Source organism: Lysobacter sp. Soil_C_15 (assembly GCF_057657315.1).
Map to the genome: position 1 here is coordinate 377489 of NZ_JBDGIR010000004.1, position 14233 is coordinate 391721.

The window sequence follows — 14233 nt, forward strand, 5'->3', positions numbered from 1 at the left end:
CGATGCCGCCGACGGCGGCGCCGCGCGGGGCGGCATCGAACACGGGTCGGGAGACGGGGCCGGCTGGCATGGGAATCCGCGACTGCTCGCGCAGCCTAAGTCAGCGCGCGCGCGCATGCAAGTGCGCAGGCGCCGGCCTCGCGCGGCGGCGGCGAACGCCAGCGCTTGTGTGCAGCGACAAGCAATTTTCGATGGCGCCGTGGACCCGCGTCACAAAGATACGATTGCGAGCACAACGGCACATTGTGGAATCGCGACCGCCGTCCTAGCGTCTTCGCGCCGGCGCTCTGCCGGCATCCGAAGAGAGAACGCCATGCGCAAGAAACTCGCTCTGACGCTCGGCTTCGCGGCGCTCGCCGCGGTCGGCGCCGCGGTCGCCGCGATCGGTCCCACCGGTCCGGGCCAGTTCTACTACTACTACGACGCCAACGGCAGCGTGGTCGGCTACCAGGCCATCAACTGCGACAACACCCGCTCGTCGTGGGGCACGTTCACCAAGAACTACAGCGACGGCTATTTCATCTGCGATCCGGATCCGAACTGATCGCATGAGCGCTCGCGCGTTGCGCGCAAGCCGCGTCCGGGATCGGGAAGCCGCCAACATCCGGACCGCGCGCGTCGCAGCCTCGCGGACGCATCGTCGTTACCGTAGCCGAGTCACGGTCTGTGCAGGCATGCGGCGTACTCGCCCCGCCGAGCGTGAGCGACGCTTGGCGCGAGCCGTCCCGCGCGTGCGCAGACATCGCCAACCTCCGGCCCGCGCGCCGGATCTTCCTAGCAACGCCACTGCACGATAAGGAGTTCGCCATGCGTAAGTCGTTTGCCCTCGGTCTCGGCCTGGTCGCCGCCCTGGTCGCCACCACCACCCTCGCCCGCCCGCCGGGTCCGGACGAAATCGGCGAGTTCTACGTCTACTTCGACGCCAGCGGCAACGTCGTCGGCCAGGCCCAGATGAGCTGCGAAGGCGTGCTGACCGAATCGGGCGTCCGCACCTCGAAGTACAGCGTCGGCCACCTGGTCTGCAATCCGCGCTGATTCGCCGCGCGCGTTCGCTGTATCGAAGGGCCGGCCTCGCCGGCCCTTCGCCGTTGGGGCGCGTGTATCGACCGCACGCGCTGGTCCGCCCGCAAGCGGCCTAATCCGACTGTAGGAGCGGCGTCAGCCGCGACCACCGGAGCGGTGTACGCGAGCGAGATTTTCCGAAGCCGGGACCGACCGGCAAAGGCCGTTCGCCTTGCCGCGACGCGGCTTCGGCCGACGGCGCGGCATCGCGTCGCTGCGGTTGGTCGCGGCTGACGCCGCTCCTACAAGAGCCGGTTCGGCTTGTCCCCGTAGGAACGGCGTCAGCCGCGACAGCCGGAGCGACGTGCGCGAGCGGGATTGCCGAAGCCCGGCCCGGCAAAGCAAAGCGATCGCTTGGTGGCGACGCGGCTTCGGCCGGCAGCGTGGTATCGCGTCGCTTCGGTTGGTCGCGGCTCACGCCGCTACTACAAGAAGCGGCGCTATTTGCCGCCGGCGGGGACGCCCATTTCGGCCAGCAGGCGCGGCGCCGGGAACACCTCCTGCATGATCCAGCGCATATAGCGCTGGTCGACCGAAATCGTCCGCGTCGTCGCCGGGTCGAACACCCAGCTCGCGCTCACCGATTCCAGGTTGCTGTCGAACACCAGCCCGGCCAGCTTGCCCTGCGCGTCCAGCACCGGCGAGCCGGAGTTGCCGCCGCTGATGTCCAGGTCGGAGAGGAAGTTCACCGGCAACGAGCCCAGGCGCTTGTCGGCCAGCGCGCCGTAGCGCTTGGTGCGGATGCCTTCCAGCAGCACCGGCGGCGCCTTGAACGGCTCGCTGCCGGTATGGCGCGCGGCGATTTCCTCGACCCGGGTGAACGGCAGTTGCTTGGCGCCGCTGTCCTTGGTGTAGGCGACGACCGTGCCGTAGCTCAGCCGCAGCGAACCGTTGGCGTCGGGATAGGCGACGCGGCCCTGGCTCTTGCGGTAATCGGCCAGCGCCTTGAGGTAGGCCGGCCGCACGCTCAGGGTCTCGCCGGCGCGGTTGCGGATCTCGCGCTCGGACTGCAGCAGGGTCGGCATCGCCGCGATCGCGAACTGGATCGCGCCGTCCTTGCTTTTCTCGAACGCCGCGCGGTCGGCCTTGAGCCAGTTGGCGCGCAGCTCCGGCGTGCCCAGGCGCGACTTGCCCAGCCGGTCGAGCGCGCGCTTGACCGCCTTGTCGTCCTCTCCTTCCAGCCATTGGTCGAGCGCAGCGACGCGCTGTTCCTTGGCCAGCTTGAGGTATTCGCGCAGCCAGTAGTCGTACAGCGCCCGGTCCACGCGCGGATCGGAGCGACGGTCGGCCTGGCGCAGGCCGTTCTCGAAGCCGGCCGCGTCGCGCTCGCGATAGCCCGACTCGCGTTGCGCATCGGGCTTGGCGCGTTCGATCGAAGCGCGGTAGAGCTGGATCGCCGCGCCGAGCGAGCCGGTGGCGAACAACTGGCTCAGGATCAGATCGCGCTCGCGCACCGCGCGCGATTGCGCGCCGAGCTCGAGCAGGCGCGCGTGCGCGGCCAACGCCGGCTCGCCGGCCGCGCCCTGCTTGCGCAGCCAGGCCAGCAGCGCGGCTTCTTCCTCGCGCTTGGCCTGGGCCGCGCCGGCGCGGCGGAAACCTTCGACCTGGCGGTCGTAATTGATCGCCGCGCCCTGCCAGCCGCGCACGGTGGAGGCGTACTTGGCGGCGATCTCGGGGTTCTTGCGCGTCTCGGCTTCGACCAACGCGGCCAGGCGGCGGTAATGCCCGGCCACGGTCGGATAGGTCCACTCGGCGTTGGCGGCGAAATCGTCGGCCATCGCATAGCGGTTGGTCAGGCTGGGGAAGCCGGCCACGGCGACGAAATCGCCGGCGCCCAGCGGCTTGTCGGCGATCTTGAGCCAACGCTTGGGCTGATAAGGCACGTTGTCGATCGCGAACGCCGCCGGCTTGCCGTCCTGGCCGACATAAGCGCGGTAGAAGGCGAAGTCGCCGGTGTGGCGCGGCCACATCCAGTTCTCGTTCTCGCCGCCGAAGTTGCCGATGCTGTCCGGCGGCGCGTAGACCAGGCGCAGGTCGCGGATCTCGATGTTGCGTTGGAGCTGGTAGCGATTGCCGCCGCTGTAGCTGTACAGGCGGCAGGCGTAGCCGGGCTCGGTCTCGCACTCGGCGATCAGTTGCCGCTCCAGCGCGTCGAGCGCGGCGATCCGCGCCAGCGGATCGGCCGCGGCGCCCAGCGCGCTGCGCACCCGCTCGGTCACGTCCTGCACCGCGTCGAGCACGAAGATGCGCGCGTTCGGCCCGGCCGACACCTCGTCGTTGTTGGTGCCGGTGCGCAAGCCGTCGCGGCGCAGGTTCTTCTGCGCGGTGGAATTGAGCGCGATCGCGCCGAGCGCGCAGTGATGGTTGGTCAGCAGCAGTCCCTTGGGCGAGACGAAGCTGGCGGTGCAACTGCCCAGCGGCACCACCGCGCCGAGCGGATCGCCCTTGGGGTCGGCCCATTGCGCCAGTTGCTTGGGCGCGGCGCGCAGCCCGGCCTGCTTGAGCTGCGGCGCCAGTTCGGGCCATTGCGACGGCGTCCACAAGCCCTCGACCGCATGCGCGGGGCCGTTCCAGGCCGCCAAGCCGAACCAGCCTCCTGCCAGAACCATCGCGCGGGCCAGCACCGTGTATCGCATCCAGACGTCCGATCGACCGAGGGAGGACGAGTCTAGCTCGGCTGTTTCGGCCAAGGCCATGCCGGATGCGGCCGGCGGCGATCGAGCGGCCGCAGGCGATGGCGGGGCTTCACCGTTCGCTCAGATTGCGCGGACGCGGGCGCTAATTTTTTGTTAACGCCGGGATTGGGGATTGGGGATTGGGGATTGGCAAGAGCGGGGGTTGTCCTTGCGAGTCGGGCTGCTGTAGGAGCGGCGTGAACCGCGGCCTCCGAAGCGGTGAATACCCGCCATCGGCCGAAGCGGCGCGACACGGTTCAGCAGCGCAATTCCGGTATCCGCAGGCCAGCCGCCGCGCTCGCGTACGCCGCTTCGGTGTCGCGGCTCACGCCGCTCCAACAGGGGGCGGCGCAAACAAGAACGCCGGCCGCGGGGCGGCCGGCGTTTCGGGTCGATCGTGTCGCCGCGCGTAGCGGCTTATTTCTTCGGCTTCTGCGCCGGCACGCCCAACTCGGTCAGCAGCTGCGGCGCCGGGTAGACCTCCTGCATGATCCAGCGCATGTAGCGCTGGTCGACCGAGATCATCCGGGTCATGGTCGGGTCGAACAGCCAGTTCGAGCTCACCGATTCCCAGTTGCCGTCGAAGGCCAAGCCGACCAGCTTGCCTTCGCCGTCGAGCACCGGCGAGCCGGAGTTGCCGCCGGTGATGTCCAGGTCGGAGAGGAAGTTCACCGGCACCGTCTTCAGGCGCTTGTCGGCCAGGCCGCCGTACTGCTTGCCGGCGACCGCGTCGAGCAGGCTCTGCGGCGCGTCGAAGGGCTCCTCGCCGGTGGCCTTGGCCGCGACTTCCTCGAGCTTGGTGAACGCGGCCTGCTTGCTGCCGTCGAGCTTGGCGTAGGCCTTGACGTTGCCGAAGGTGATGCGCAGGGTCGAGTTGGCGTCGGGGTAGACCGCCTGCTTCTTGCTCTTGCGGTAGTCGATCACGCCCTGCAGGTAGGCCGGACGCGCGACCAGCGCCTCGCCCTCGCGGGCCTTGCTTTCCTGCTCCAGGCGCAGCACCGCCGGGTACAGCGCCTTGGCCAGCTGGATCGCCGGATCGCGGCTCTTGTCCATCGCGGAGCGGTCGTCGTCGATCAACGCCAGGCGCTCCTTGGTGCTGCCGAGCTTGGTCTTGGCCAGCTTGTCCAAGCCGCGCTTGATCGCCTTCTCGTCGCTGCCGCCCAACCAACGGTCGAGTTCGGCGATGCGCTCGCCGGCCGGCAGCTTGACGTACTCGCGCAGCCAATAGGCCTGCAGCTCGCGGTCCATGCGCGGATCGTAGCGGCGCTCCATCTGCTCCAGCGCGGCCTTGATCGACGGCAGATCGCGCTGCTGGTAGCCGGGCTCGCGCTCGGCGTCGGGCTTGGCGCGCTCGACCGCGAGCCGGTACAGGGTGCCCGAAGCGGCGATCACGCCGAACCGGCGCAGCTGCGAGAACACCAGGTCGCGGTCGCGGTGGGCGTTGGCGGCTTCGATCTGCTCGACCAGCTTGGCGTGGCCGGCCAGCGCCGGCGCGCCGGCCTTGCCGCGCTTGTTCAACCAGGCCAGCACCGCCTCTTCGTCGGCGTGCTTCTTCTTGGCCACGCCGACGCGGCCGAAGCCTTCCAGCTGACCGTCGTAGTTCTTCAGCGTGTTCTGCCAGCCGCGCACGGTGCTGGCGTACTTGACCCCGATCTCCGGGTCCTTCTTCGCGGTTTCGCCGACCAGGGCGACCAGGTTCTTGTAGTGCTGGGACAGGGTCGGATAGGTCCAGTCCTCGGTGGCGTCGAACTCGGCCGCCAGGGCGTAACGGTTGGTGCGGCCCGGGTAGCCGGCGACCATGACGAAATCCCCCTCGCCCAGCGGCTTGTCGGCGATCTTCAGGTAGTGCTTGGGCTGGTAGGGAACGTTGTCCTTCGCGTACGCGGCCGGCTTGCCGTCCTTGCCGACGTAGGCGCGGTAGAAGGAGAAGTCGCCGGTGTGGCGCGGCCACATCCAGTTGTCGACTTCGCCGCCGTAGTTGCCGACGCTGCCGGGCGGCGCGTAGACCAAGCGCACGTCCTTGATCTCGATGCGGCGGAACAGACGGTAGGTGCTGCCGCCGAAGAAGCTGTAGACCTCGCAGCCGTAGCCCGGCTCGGCTTCGCACTGGGCGACCAGGCGCTTTTGCACCGTCTCCAGCGCGTGAGTGCGGTCGATCGGTTCGACCGCTTCGTCGATCGCCGACTTGATCTGCGCGGTCACGTCCTGGATCGAGTCGAGCACGTAGATGCGCGAGGCCGGGCCGGCGGAGACTTCCTCGCCCGGCGTGGCGGCGTTGAAGCCGTCGCGCATCAGATTCTTCTGCGCGGTCGAATTGAGCTGGATCGCGCCGTAGGCGCAGTGGTGGTTGGTCACCACCAGGCCGCGCGGGGAGACGAAGCTGGCGGTGCAGCCGCCGAGCGAAACCACCGCGCCCATCGGGTCGCCGGTGAGGTTGGCCAACTGCTTGGCGTCGAGCTTGAGCCCGGCCTTCTTCAGCGGCGCGGAAATCTCCGGGAGCTGCTGCGGCACCCACATGCCTTCGACGGCGCCGGCCGTCGTGGCCAGGCCCAAGCCCAGCGTCCCTGCCGCGACGGCCGCGGCCAATGTCGTGTAGCGCATGCGTATACCCCTGATTCGAATAGGAAAACGGTGGTCGATTCTAGCCTGGACGACCATGGGTCGCCACGTGGAGCGAGAGGAGCGAGCGCAGAGAAGTGAGCAAGAGCAAGAGCCAAGCTGTCGCTCACTCCTCGCTCCTCTGCGCTCACTACTCGCTCTTGTGCGCTCACTCCTCGCACTCCCTCACTCCGCCGGAAGCCGCATTTCCTTCAGCAAATGCGGCGCCGGATACACCTTGGCCAGCAGCCAGCGCAGGTAGCGCATGTCGACGTGGATCGCGCGCTTGTAGCGCGGGTCGTACATCCAGCTGGCGCTGACCGCTTCCCAGTTGCTGTCGAAGTTCAGCCCGATCAGGCGGCCGTGGGCGTCGAGCACCGGCGAGCCGGAGTTGCCGCCGGTGGTGTCCAGGTTGGTCAGGAAATCGACCGTCTGGGTCTTGAGCTGCGGATCGGCGGTGCTGCCGAAATCGCCCTTGGCGATCGCCTCGCGCAACGGCTTGGGCGCGTCGAACGGTGCGTTGCCGGTGTGTTTCTCGACGATGCCCTGGACCGTGGTCAGGGCGCGATAGCTCACCCCGTCGCGCGGGTCCATCGTGCTGACCTTGCCGTAGCTGACCCGCAAGGTGGAATTGGCGTCGGGATAGACCGCGCGGCCCTGCGAACGACGGTAGGCGATCAGGGCGCGCATGTAGGCCGGGCGCAGGCGCAGCAGCTCGCCTTCGCGCGCCTTGCCCTCTTCCTCGATGCGCACGAACGCGGGCGTCAGCGCCGCGGCGGCGCGCAGCAACGAATCCTGCGAGGACTGCAGCGCCTTGGCGTCGCTCTTCATCGCCTGCAAGCGCGCGGTCTCTTCGCCGAAACCGGTGTTCGCGTACGCCGCGTCGATGCTGCGCTTGAGCGCGGCTTCGTCCTCGCCCTCGAACACGCGGTCGATTTCGGCCACCCGCAGAGTCTTCGGCAGCGCCTTGTACTGCAGCAGCAGGTAGCGCAGCAGGTCTTTCTCGACCGGCGCCCAGTAGCGGCGCTGGACCTGCTTCAGGCGCCCGGCGATCAGGGCCTCGTCGCGTTGCTGGTAACCCGATTCGCGCTCGGCGTCCGGCTTGGCCCGCTCCAGCGCCAGGCGCTGCACGGTCAGCGCCGCGCCGAGCAACTGGACCTGGCTGCGGATCGCGCTCAGCAACTGGTCGCGCTCGCGGGTGGCCGCGCCGGCGTCGAGCGCCTTCTGGCTCGCGTCGATGTCGGCTCGGGTCGCGCGGGCGTCGGCCTGCTTGCCCAGCCAGGCCAGCATCGCCGCCTCGTCCTCGCGCCGCACCCGCACCGCATCGCTGCGGCGCAGACCGTCGAGCTCGCCCTGGGCGCGCTTGAGGGTGTTCTTGAAGCCGGCGACCTGGGCGGCGTAACGCACCTTGGCCTCGGCGTCGCCCAAGGCGGCCGCTTCGATGGTCTTGATCATGCCGGCGTACAGCGCCACCCGCGACGGCAGTTGCCATTCGATCTGCTGGGCGAACTCGGAGGCCATGCGGTGGCGGAAGGTCACGCCCGGATAGCCGGCGAGCATGGCGTAGTCGCCTTCGCGCACCGGTTCGGTGGCGATCTGCAGGTGCCCCGGCGGCGCGTAGGGCACGTTGTCGGGCGAGTAGTCGGCCGGCTTGCCGTCGCGGCCGACGTAGGCGCGCAGCAGGGTGAAGTCGCCGCTGTGGCGCGGCCAGACGAAGTTGTCGACCTCGTCGCCGTAGTTGCCGATGCTGTCCGGCGGCGCGTACACCAGGCGCACGTCGCGCAGCTCGAGCTGGCGGATCAGGTAGAAGTCGGTGCCGTAGTACATGTTGGCGACGCTGCAGCGGTAGCCGGGCTCGCGTTCGCATTCGGCGACCAGCGACTTGGTCGCCGCGTCGACCGCGTCGTAGTAGGCGCGGCCGCGCTTGCCGCGCGCATCCTTCAGCACGCGCTCGGTGACCTTGTCGAAGCCGGTGGTGACCAGTACGCGGAAATCCGGATTGGCCGGCAGCTCGGCGGCGCGGTCGGCGGCGACGTAGCCGTCGTGGATCAGGTCGCGCTCCGGCTTGGCGTTGTACTGGATCACGCCGAAGGCGACGTGGTGGTTGGTCAGCACCAGGCCGTCGGCGGAGACGAAGGCGCCGGTGGCGCCGCCGACCTTGACCACCGCGTTCATCGGCGCACGGGTCAGCTCGGCCAGGCCGGCGGGGTCGCCCTGGAAACCGGCGGCGCGCAGCTGGGGCGCGATATCGGGCAGCTGCGAGGGCATCCACATGCCTTCGTCGGCCTGGGCGGCGGTGGCGCACAAGGCCAGGGACAGGGCTAACACACGGGGGCGCATGGTCGTTCCGGAACTTTACGAAGCCGCGACGATAGGCCAAGCCGGCCGACCCCGGCAAACCCGGGCCCGGCCCCGCCCCGGGCGGCGGCGTATAATTCGCGCTTCTTTCCCGCGCGGCGCCGCCGCGGCTCTCAGGTAACGACCCCCATGACGCAAACGATGAAGGCACTGGTCAAGCGCGAAGCCGGCAAGGGCATCTGGATGGAAGACGTGCCGGTACCGGTGCCGGGTCCGAACGAGGTGCTGATCAAGCTCGAGAAAACCGCGATCTGCGGCACCGACCTGCACATCTACCTGTGGGACGACTGGAGCCAGCGCACGATCAAGCCGGGCCTGGTGATCGGCCACGAGTTCGTCGGCCGCATCGTCGACCTCGGCCCCGGCGTCACCGGCTACCGTCCGGGCCAGCGCGTCTCGGCCGAAGGCCACATCGTCTGCGGCCATTGCCGCAACTGCCGCGCCGGCCGCCAGCACCTGTGCCCGAACACCACCGGCATCGGCGTCAACCGCAACGGCGCCTTCGCCGAATACATCGTCATGCCGGCCAGCAACCTGTGGCCGATCCCGGACCAGATCCCGAGCGAACTGGCCGCGTTCTTCGATCCCTACGGCAACGCCGCGCATTGCGCGCTGGAGTTCGACGTGGTCGGCGAGGACGTGCTGATCACCGGCGCCGGTCCGATCGGCATCATCGCCGCGGGCATCTGCAAGCACATCGGCGCGCGCAACGTGGTGGTCACCGACGTCAACGACTTCCGCCTCAAGTTGGCCGCCGACATGGGCGCGACCCGGGTGGTCAACGTCGCCAACCAGTCGCTCAAGGACGTGATGGCCGACCTGCACATGGAAGGCTTCGACGTCGGCCTGGAGATGAGCGGCAACCCGCGCGCCTTCAACGACATGCTCGACTGCATGTACCACGGCGGCAAGATCGCCATGCTCGGCATCATGCCCAAGGGCGCCGGCGCCGACTGGGACAAGATCATCTTCAAGGGCCTGACCCTGCACGGCATCTACGGCCGCAAGATGTACGAGACCTGGTACAAGATGACCCAGCTGGTGCTGTCCGGCTTCCCGCTCGGCAAGGTGCTGACCCACCAACTGCCGATCGACGAATTCCAGAAGGGCTTCGACCTGATGGAAGCGGGCAAGGCCGGGAAGGTCGTGCTTAGCTGGAACTGACGCGAAGCCGGGACTCGGGACTGGGGACTTGCAAAACCCGAGTTTCCGAGTCGGCGCACGCTAGCGCCGATCCGACTCCCCTCCCGCGCCTATCCGAGTCCCGAGTCCCGAGTCCCAAGTCCCGAGTCCCGAGTCCCGAACCATGTCCCTGACCCAACACTACGCCGACACCCTCGACGAGATCCGCGCCGCCGGGCTGTTCAAGTCCGAGCGCATCATCACCAGCCCGCAGTCGGCCGAAATCGTGCTCGAGGACGGGCGCACGGTGCTGAACTTCTGCGCCAACAACTACCTCGGCCTGGCCGATCATCCGGACATCATCCGGGCGGCCAAGGACGCGCTGGACACGCACGGCTTCGGCATGGCTTCGGTGCGCTTCATCTGCGGCACCCAGGACCTGCACAAGCAACTCGAGAAGACCATCGCCGAGTTCTTCGGCACCGAAGATACGATCCTCTACGCCGCCTGCTTCGACGCCAACGGCGGCCTGTTCGAGCCGCTGCTGGGCGAGAACGACGCGATCATTTCCGACGCGCTCAACCACGCTTCGATCATCGACGGCGTGCGCCTGTGCAAGGCCAAGCGCTTCCGCTACGCCAACTGCGACATGGCCGATCTGGAAAAGCAGCTCCAGGCCGCCGAGGCCGCCGGCTGCAAGACCAAGCTGATCACCAGCGACGGCGTGTTCTCGATGGACGGCTTCATCGCCCCGCTCGACGAAATCGTCGCCTTGGCGAAAAGGTACGGCGCCCTGGTGCACATCGACGAATGCCACGCCACCGGCTTCCTCGGCGCCCACGGCCGCGGCTCGGCCGAGGTCAAGGGGGTGATGGACCAGATCGACATCTTCACCGGCACCCTGGGCAAGGCCATGGGCGGCGCGCTCGGCGGCTTCACCACCGCCAAGAAGGAAGTGATCGAACTGCTGCGCCAGCGCTCGCGCCCCTACCTGTTCTCCAACTCGCTGCCGCCGCACGTGGTCGCCGCGGGCATCAAGGCCTTCGAGATGCTGTCGGCGGCCGGCGACCTGCGCGAGCGACTGGCGCGCAACACCGCTTATTTCCGCGAACGCATGACCGCCGCCGGTTTCGACGTCAAGCCCGGCGTGCACCCGATCAGCCCGGTGATGCTGTACGACGCGCCGCTGGCGCAGAAGTTCGCCGCTCGCCTGCTCGAAGAAGGCATCTACGCGATCGGCTTCTTCTACCCGGTGGTGCCGCAGGGCCAGGCGCGCATCCGCACCCAGATGTCGGCGGCGCACACCCGCGAGCACCTGGATCGGGCGATCGAGGCCTTCATCAAGATCGGCCGCGAGCTCGGCGTGATCCAAGGCTGAGCCGCCGGTGCCGGCATCGATCGATCGCGTTCTCGACGGCGCCGGCCTCCCCGGCGCCGTTTCGCTTTGTTGAACCCGTGCGTTCCGCGCTGCGCCGCCGCCTGCTGCAAGCCGTGCGCACCGACGCGCTGGCCGGCTTCGACGCCGGCGAACGGGTCTGGCGCACGCGCTGCCTGCATTGCCGGCGCGCGCTGGCCCTGCGCGAGGACGGCCAGGCCCTGGGCTCGGCCTCGCTGGAACACGTGGTGCCCAGCGCCTGGTTCGGCCGCCGCGCCGCCGCCGCGCTGACCGCACAGGTCGGCGAAGACGCCGACGATCCGCGCAACCTCGCCCTCGCCTGCGCGCCGTGCAACCACGGCAAGGGCGCCAGCCACGACGCGCGCGGGCCCGGCGACGCACGGGCGCGGGAAGTCGTCGCCGCCTTGCTGGAAGCGCGCCTGGCGCGCTGGCGAGCGCCTGGCGGGGACGGGGATTAGGGGCGCCTGGCGGCACCGGGATTGGAGATTCGGAATTGGGCTGGGCCAAGGCGCGGCCGCGAGCGCCTGGCGGCGCGCCGGATCAGCCATCAGCCGCCGCGGCTGCGACATGGGCGGCCGTCGTGCGGCCGCCCATGGGACGCTCAGGCGGCGTCGCGCATCGCCTGTTCCAATTGCTGCATGGTCATGTTGAACATCAGCAGATCCATATCCAGCTTGACCCGATGCTCCATCGAAGTCGGCAGCTGCGACAGGATCGCCAGGTCCATCTCGATGTACTGGCTCTGCAGCCGGGCCATCTGGCCCTTGGAGACCGCCAGTTCCATCGCCGCGCGGTTGCTGTACAGGCCGCGGTTGAGCGAGTCCAGATTCTGCTGCTGCAGCTTGGCCAGTTGAACGCTGAGCAGGGTCGCGTCCATCTGCGCGCGGGTGTAGTAGAGCCGCGCCTGGGCGATATTGCCGCTCTGCACGAAGGTCTTGGCGATCTGCAGGTCCATGTCCAGGATCTGCCGGTCGTAACGCACCGCCTGCAGGATCTGGTTGGCGATCACCGGGTCGGCGATCGCGCCGGCGCTGAAGCTCAGCAGCGCGGCGACCAGCAGGGCGCGCACGCGCTGGGTCCAGGCGCGGGGCTTGCGGACGGGGGTGAGGGTTTGCTGCGACATCGTAGGTCTCTCCTTGGCATGACGAGTCGGCGCGCCGCCGGCCGGGGGGCCGCGGTGCGGTTGGAAGTGCGGAAGATTGCCAGGCTCCGATCGGTCCGGCCTCCCGCGGGCAGGGCCCGGGCCGGCAGCGCACCTCCTTGTCGCGCGATGGCCGCGCGCGGTGCGCAGCGGCGGTTCCGGCGCCCACCATAAGCCGCGAGCCGCGTCCGCGACCGTTACTGCGGTCGGATTTCCGCTGCGGGCCGCGTGCGTTGCGGCCCGCTCAGCGCAGCCGCTGCAGGTCCTGCGGGTCCAGCCGCCGCCACTGCCCCTTGGCCAGTTCGCCGAGCGCCAGCGTGCCGATCGCGACCCGCACCAACCGCAGCACGTCCAGGTCGAACGCCGCCAGCAGACGCCGGATCTGCCGGTTGCGGCCCTCGTCGAGCATGATCTCCAGCCAGGCGTTGCGTTCGCCGGCGCGCAGCAGGGTCGCCGACTTGGCGCGCAGCAACTCGCCGTCGTCGGCGACGCCGGCATGCAGCGCGGCGAGCAAGGACGGATCCGGAATCGCGTCGACCTGCACGTGGTAGGTCTTGTCCGGCCCGGTTTCCGGGTCGGTGATCGCCGCGGCCCACGGCGGGTCGTTGCTGAACAGCAACAAGCCTTCGCTGGCCTTGTCGAGCCGGCCCACCGGCGCCAGCCACGGCAGGGGCGCGCCGTCGAGCAGCGCGCCGTCGAAGCAACGGTAGACGGTGTCGCGGCCGCGTTCGTCCTGGGCGGTGGTGACCAGGCCGCGCGGTTTGTTGAGCATCAGATAGACGCGCTGGGCCGCCTCGATCGCCTGGCCGTCGACGGCGATGCGCTGACGGCCCTGGACGATCGGAAACTCCGGATCGCGCACCACCCGTCCGTCGACCGCGACCCGTCCGGCGGCGATCCACTTGGCCGCCTCGCTGCGCGAGCACAGCCCCTGCTTGGACAGCACGCGGGCCAGACCGTGACGGGGCGGAGGCGGACTCAAGGCGGCGGCGGATCGCTGGGATCGGATCGGGACTTGGGCGGCGCGCGGTTCGCGGCGCCGATGCATGGCGCCCAAAAACGCAACGGCCGCAGGCGATGCCCGCGGCCGTCGGCTGCGCCGCCGATGCGGCTTACTTCTTCTTGCTCTTCTCGACCGCGGCCGGTGCGGCTTCGACCACCGGCGCCGGCGCGGCCGGTGCGGCCGCAGCGCCGTTGCCCTTGGCCACGCGCACGCCCTTGGCCTTCATCCAGGCGCTGAACTCGTCGGCGGTCATGCGCTTGCCGCCCTGGCTCATGTTGAAACGCCACGGCGTGTTGTCGAACTCGGTCTTGGGCTTGTAGGCCGCCGGGTCGTTGGCCGAGGGCATGCCGGTCGAGGCCGGCGCGGCCTTGGCGACGTTGCAGCCTTCCAGGCGGATGCGCAGCAGCACCTGGTCGACCGACAAGGCTTCGTCCAGCGCCTGCGACAGCACGCCGCTCGGCGAGCCGAGCTGGTGCGCGGGCGCGACCAGTTCCGGCGAGATCGGCGCGATCAGGGTCGGTTCGACCGGCTGCGCGCGCGTGGCGGCGAGCGCTGCGCAATTGGCGGTCTGCGCCTGCGCCGCGGCGGCGAACAGGAACAACGACGTGGCGGCAAGGACTCGGCGCATGAGGGTCTCCCGGGTTCGGCGCGAACGCATCGCCGCGCCGTTGAACGATGCGCCAGTGTAGGCGCGCGCAAGGCCATGGACAACCCGCGAAATCAGGCGGTTATCGAGGTTTTTTAGCGCGATGCTCGATTCAGCTTCGTCATGCCCGGACGCGCTCGGCGCGCCGCGAAAAAACGAAGCCCGGCGCGAGGCCGGGCTTCGTGGGTGCTGCCGTGCGCGGGCCGGAGCCCGCGCCGTTCCAGAGGCTTAG

Annotated in this window: 11 protein-coding genes; 5 read left to right on the forward strand and 6 right to left on the reverse strand. The window is 69.3% G+C overall.

Going from position 1 to position 14233, the window contains the following annotated elements; genetic code table 11:
* Window positions 1–313: 313 nt before the first annotated feature.
* Both AC3A57_RS12130 and AC3A57_RS12135 read left to right on the forward strand, forming a co-directional pair.
* On the forward strand, window positions 314–544 hold the full coding sequence (locus AC3A57_RS12130) for a DUF6289 family protein (protein WP_221671655.1): 231 nt from the start codon (window positions 314–316) through the stop codon (window positions 542–544).
* A gap of 263 nt (window positions 545–807) precedes the next feature.
* Window positions 808–1035: a DUF6289 family protein gene (locus AC3A57_RS12135; protein WP_221671654.1), complete on the forward strand. Its 228-nt coding sequence runs from the start codon at window positions 808–810 to the stop codon at window positions 1033–1035.
* Between the two features lie 467 nt (window positions 1036–1502).
* On the opposite strand, the gene AC3A57_RS12140 is transcribed toward AC3A57_RS12135, so the two are convergent.
* The 3 genes from AC3A57_RS12140 to AC3A57_RS12150 form a co-directional block, all read right to left on the reverse strand.
* Window positions 1503–3605, reverse strand: coding sequence for a S46 family peptidase (locus AC3A57_RS12140; protein WP_487579240.1), 2103 nt, complete (start codon window positions 3603–3605; stop codon window positions 1503–1505).
* A gap of 549 nt (window positions 3606–4154) precedes the next feature.
* A complete protein-coding gene (locus tag AC3A57_RS12145; protein WP_487579241.1) occupies window positions 4155–6254 on the reverse strand; it encodes a S46 family peptidase in 2100 nt (699 codons plus the stop codon).
* A 267-nt stretch (window positions 6255–6521) separates the two neighbouring features.
* A complete protein-coding gene (locus tag AC3A57_RS12150; protein WP_487579157.1) occupies window positions 6522–8675 on the reverse strand; it encodes a S46 family peptidase in 2154 nt (717 codons plus the stop codon).
* 147 nt (window positions 8676–8822) lie between these two features.
* On the opposite strand from AC3A57_RS12150, the gene tdh reads away from it, so the two are divergent.
* The 3 genes from tdh (at window position 8823) to AC3A57_RS12165 (ending at window position 11669) form a co-directional block, all read left to right on the forward strand.
* A complete protein-coding gene (tdh, locus tag AC3A57_RS12155) occupies window positions 8823–9857 on the forward strand; it encodes an L-threonine 3-dehydrogenase (protein WP_221671651.1) in 1035 nt (344 codons plus the stop codon).
* Window positions 9858–9999: 142 nt separating this feature from the next.
* On the forward strand, window positions 10000–11193 hold the full coding sequence (gene kbl, locus AC3A57_RS12160; RefSeq protein ID WP_487579158.1) for a glycine C-acetyltransferase: 1194 nt from the start codon (window positions 10000–10002) through the stop codon (window positions 11191–11193).
* 77 nt (window positions 11194–11270) lie between these two features.
* Window positions 11271–11669 carry an HNH endonuclease gene (locus AC3A57_RS12165; protein ID WP_487579159.1) on the forward strand — a complete coding sequence of 133 codons (399 nt, stop codon included), beginning with the start codon at window positions 11271–11273 and terminating at the stop codon, window positions 11667–11669.
* Window positions 11670–11812: 143 nt separating this feature from the next.
* Here the strand turns inward: AC3A57_RS12165 and AC3A57_RS12170 are convergent, their stop codons facing one another.
* From AC3A57_RS12170 to AC3A57_RS12180, 3 genes are all read right to left on the reverse strand, one after another.
* On the reverse strand, window positions 11813–12334 hold the full coding sequence (locus tag AC3A57_RS12170; protein WP_487579160.1) for a hypothetical protein: 522 nt from the start codon (window positions 12332–12334) through the stop codon (window positions 11813–11815).
* Between the two features lie 262 nt (window positions 12335–12596).
* A complete protein-coding gene (locus tag AC3A57_RS12175) occupies window positions 12597–13400 on the reverse strand; it encodes a pseudouridine synthase (RefSeq protein WP_487579161.1) in 804 nt (267 codons plus the stop codon).
* Between the two features lie 64 nt (window positions 13401–13464).
* Complete coding sequence (locus tag AC3A57_RS12180) at window positions 13465–13983, reverse strand: hypothetical protein (protein ID WP_487579162.1); 519 nt, start codon at window positions 13981–13983, stop codon at window positions 13465–13467.
* Between the last annotated feature and the right edge of the window lie 250 nt (window positions 13984–14233).

What these genes read in the sequence shown, in the direction of transcription:
- AC3A57_RS12130 (WP_221671655.1), top strand. Translation starts at nt 314, where the DNA reads ATGCGCAAGAAACTCGCTCTGACGCTCGGCTTCGCGGCGCTCGCCGCG.
- AC3A57_RS12135 (WP_221671654.1), top strand. Translation starts at nt 808, where the DNA reads ATGCGTAAGTCGTTTGCCCTCGGTCTCGGCCTGGTCGCCGCCCTGGTC.
- AC3A57_RS12145 (WP_487579241.1), bottom strand. Translation starts at nt 6,254, where the DNA reads ATGTGGGTGCCGCAGCAGCTCCCGGAGATTTCCGCGCCGCTGAAGAAG.
- AC3A57_RS12150 (WP_487579157.1), bottom strand. Translation starts at nt 8,675, where the DNA reads ATGCGCCCCCGTGTGTTAGCCCTGTCCCTGGCCTTGTGCGCCACCGCC.
- tdh (WP_221671651.1), top strand. Translation starts at nt 8,823, where the DNA reads ATGACGCAAACGATGAAGGCACTGGTCAAGCGCGAAGCCGGCAAGGGC.
- kbl (WP_487579158.1), top strand. Translation starts at nt 10,000, where the DNA reads ATGTCCCTGACCCAACACTACGCCGACACCCTCGACGAGATCCGCGCC.
- AC3A57_RS12170 (WP_487579160.1), bottom strand. Translation starts at nt 12,334, where the DNA reads ATGTCGCAGCAAACCCTCACCCCCGTCCGCAAGCCCCGCGCCTGGACC.
- AC3A57_RS12175 (WP_487579161.1), bottom strand. Translation starts at nt 13,400, where the DNA reads ATGCATCGGCGCCGCGAACCGCGCGCCGCCCAAGTCCCGATCCGATCC.
- AC3A57_RS12180 (WP_487579162.1), bottom strand. Translation starts at nt 13,983, where the DNA reads ATGCGCCGAGTCCTTGCCGCCACGTCGTTGTTCCTGTTCGCCGCCGCG.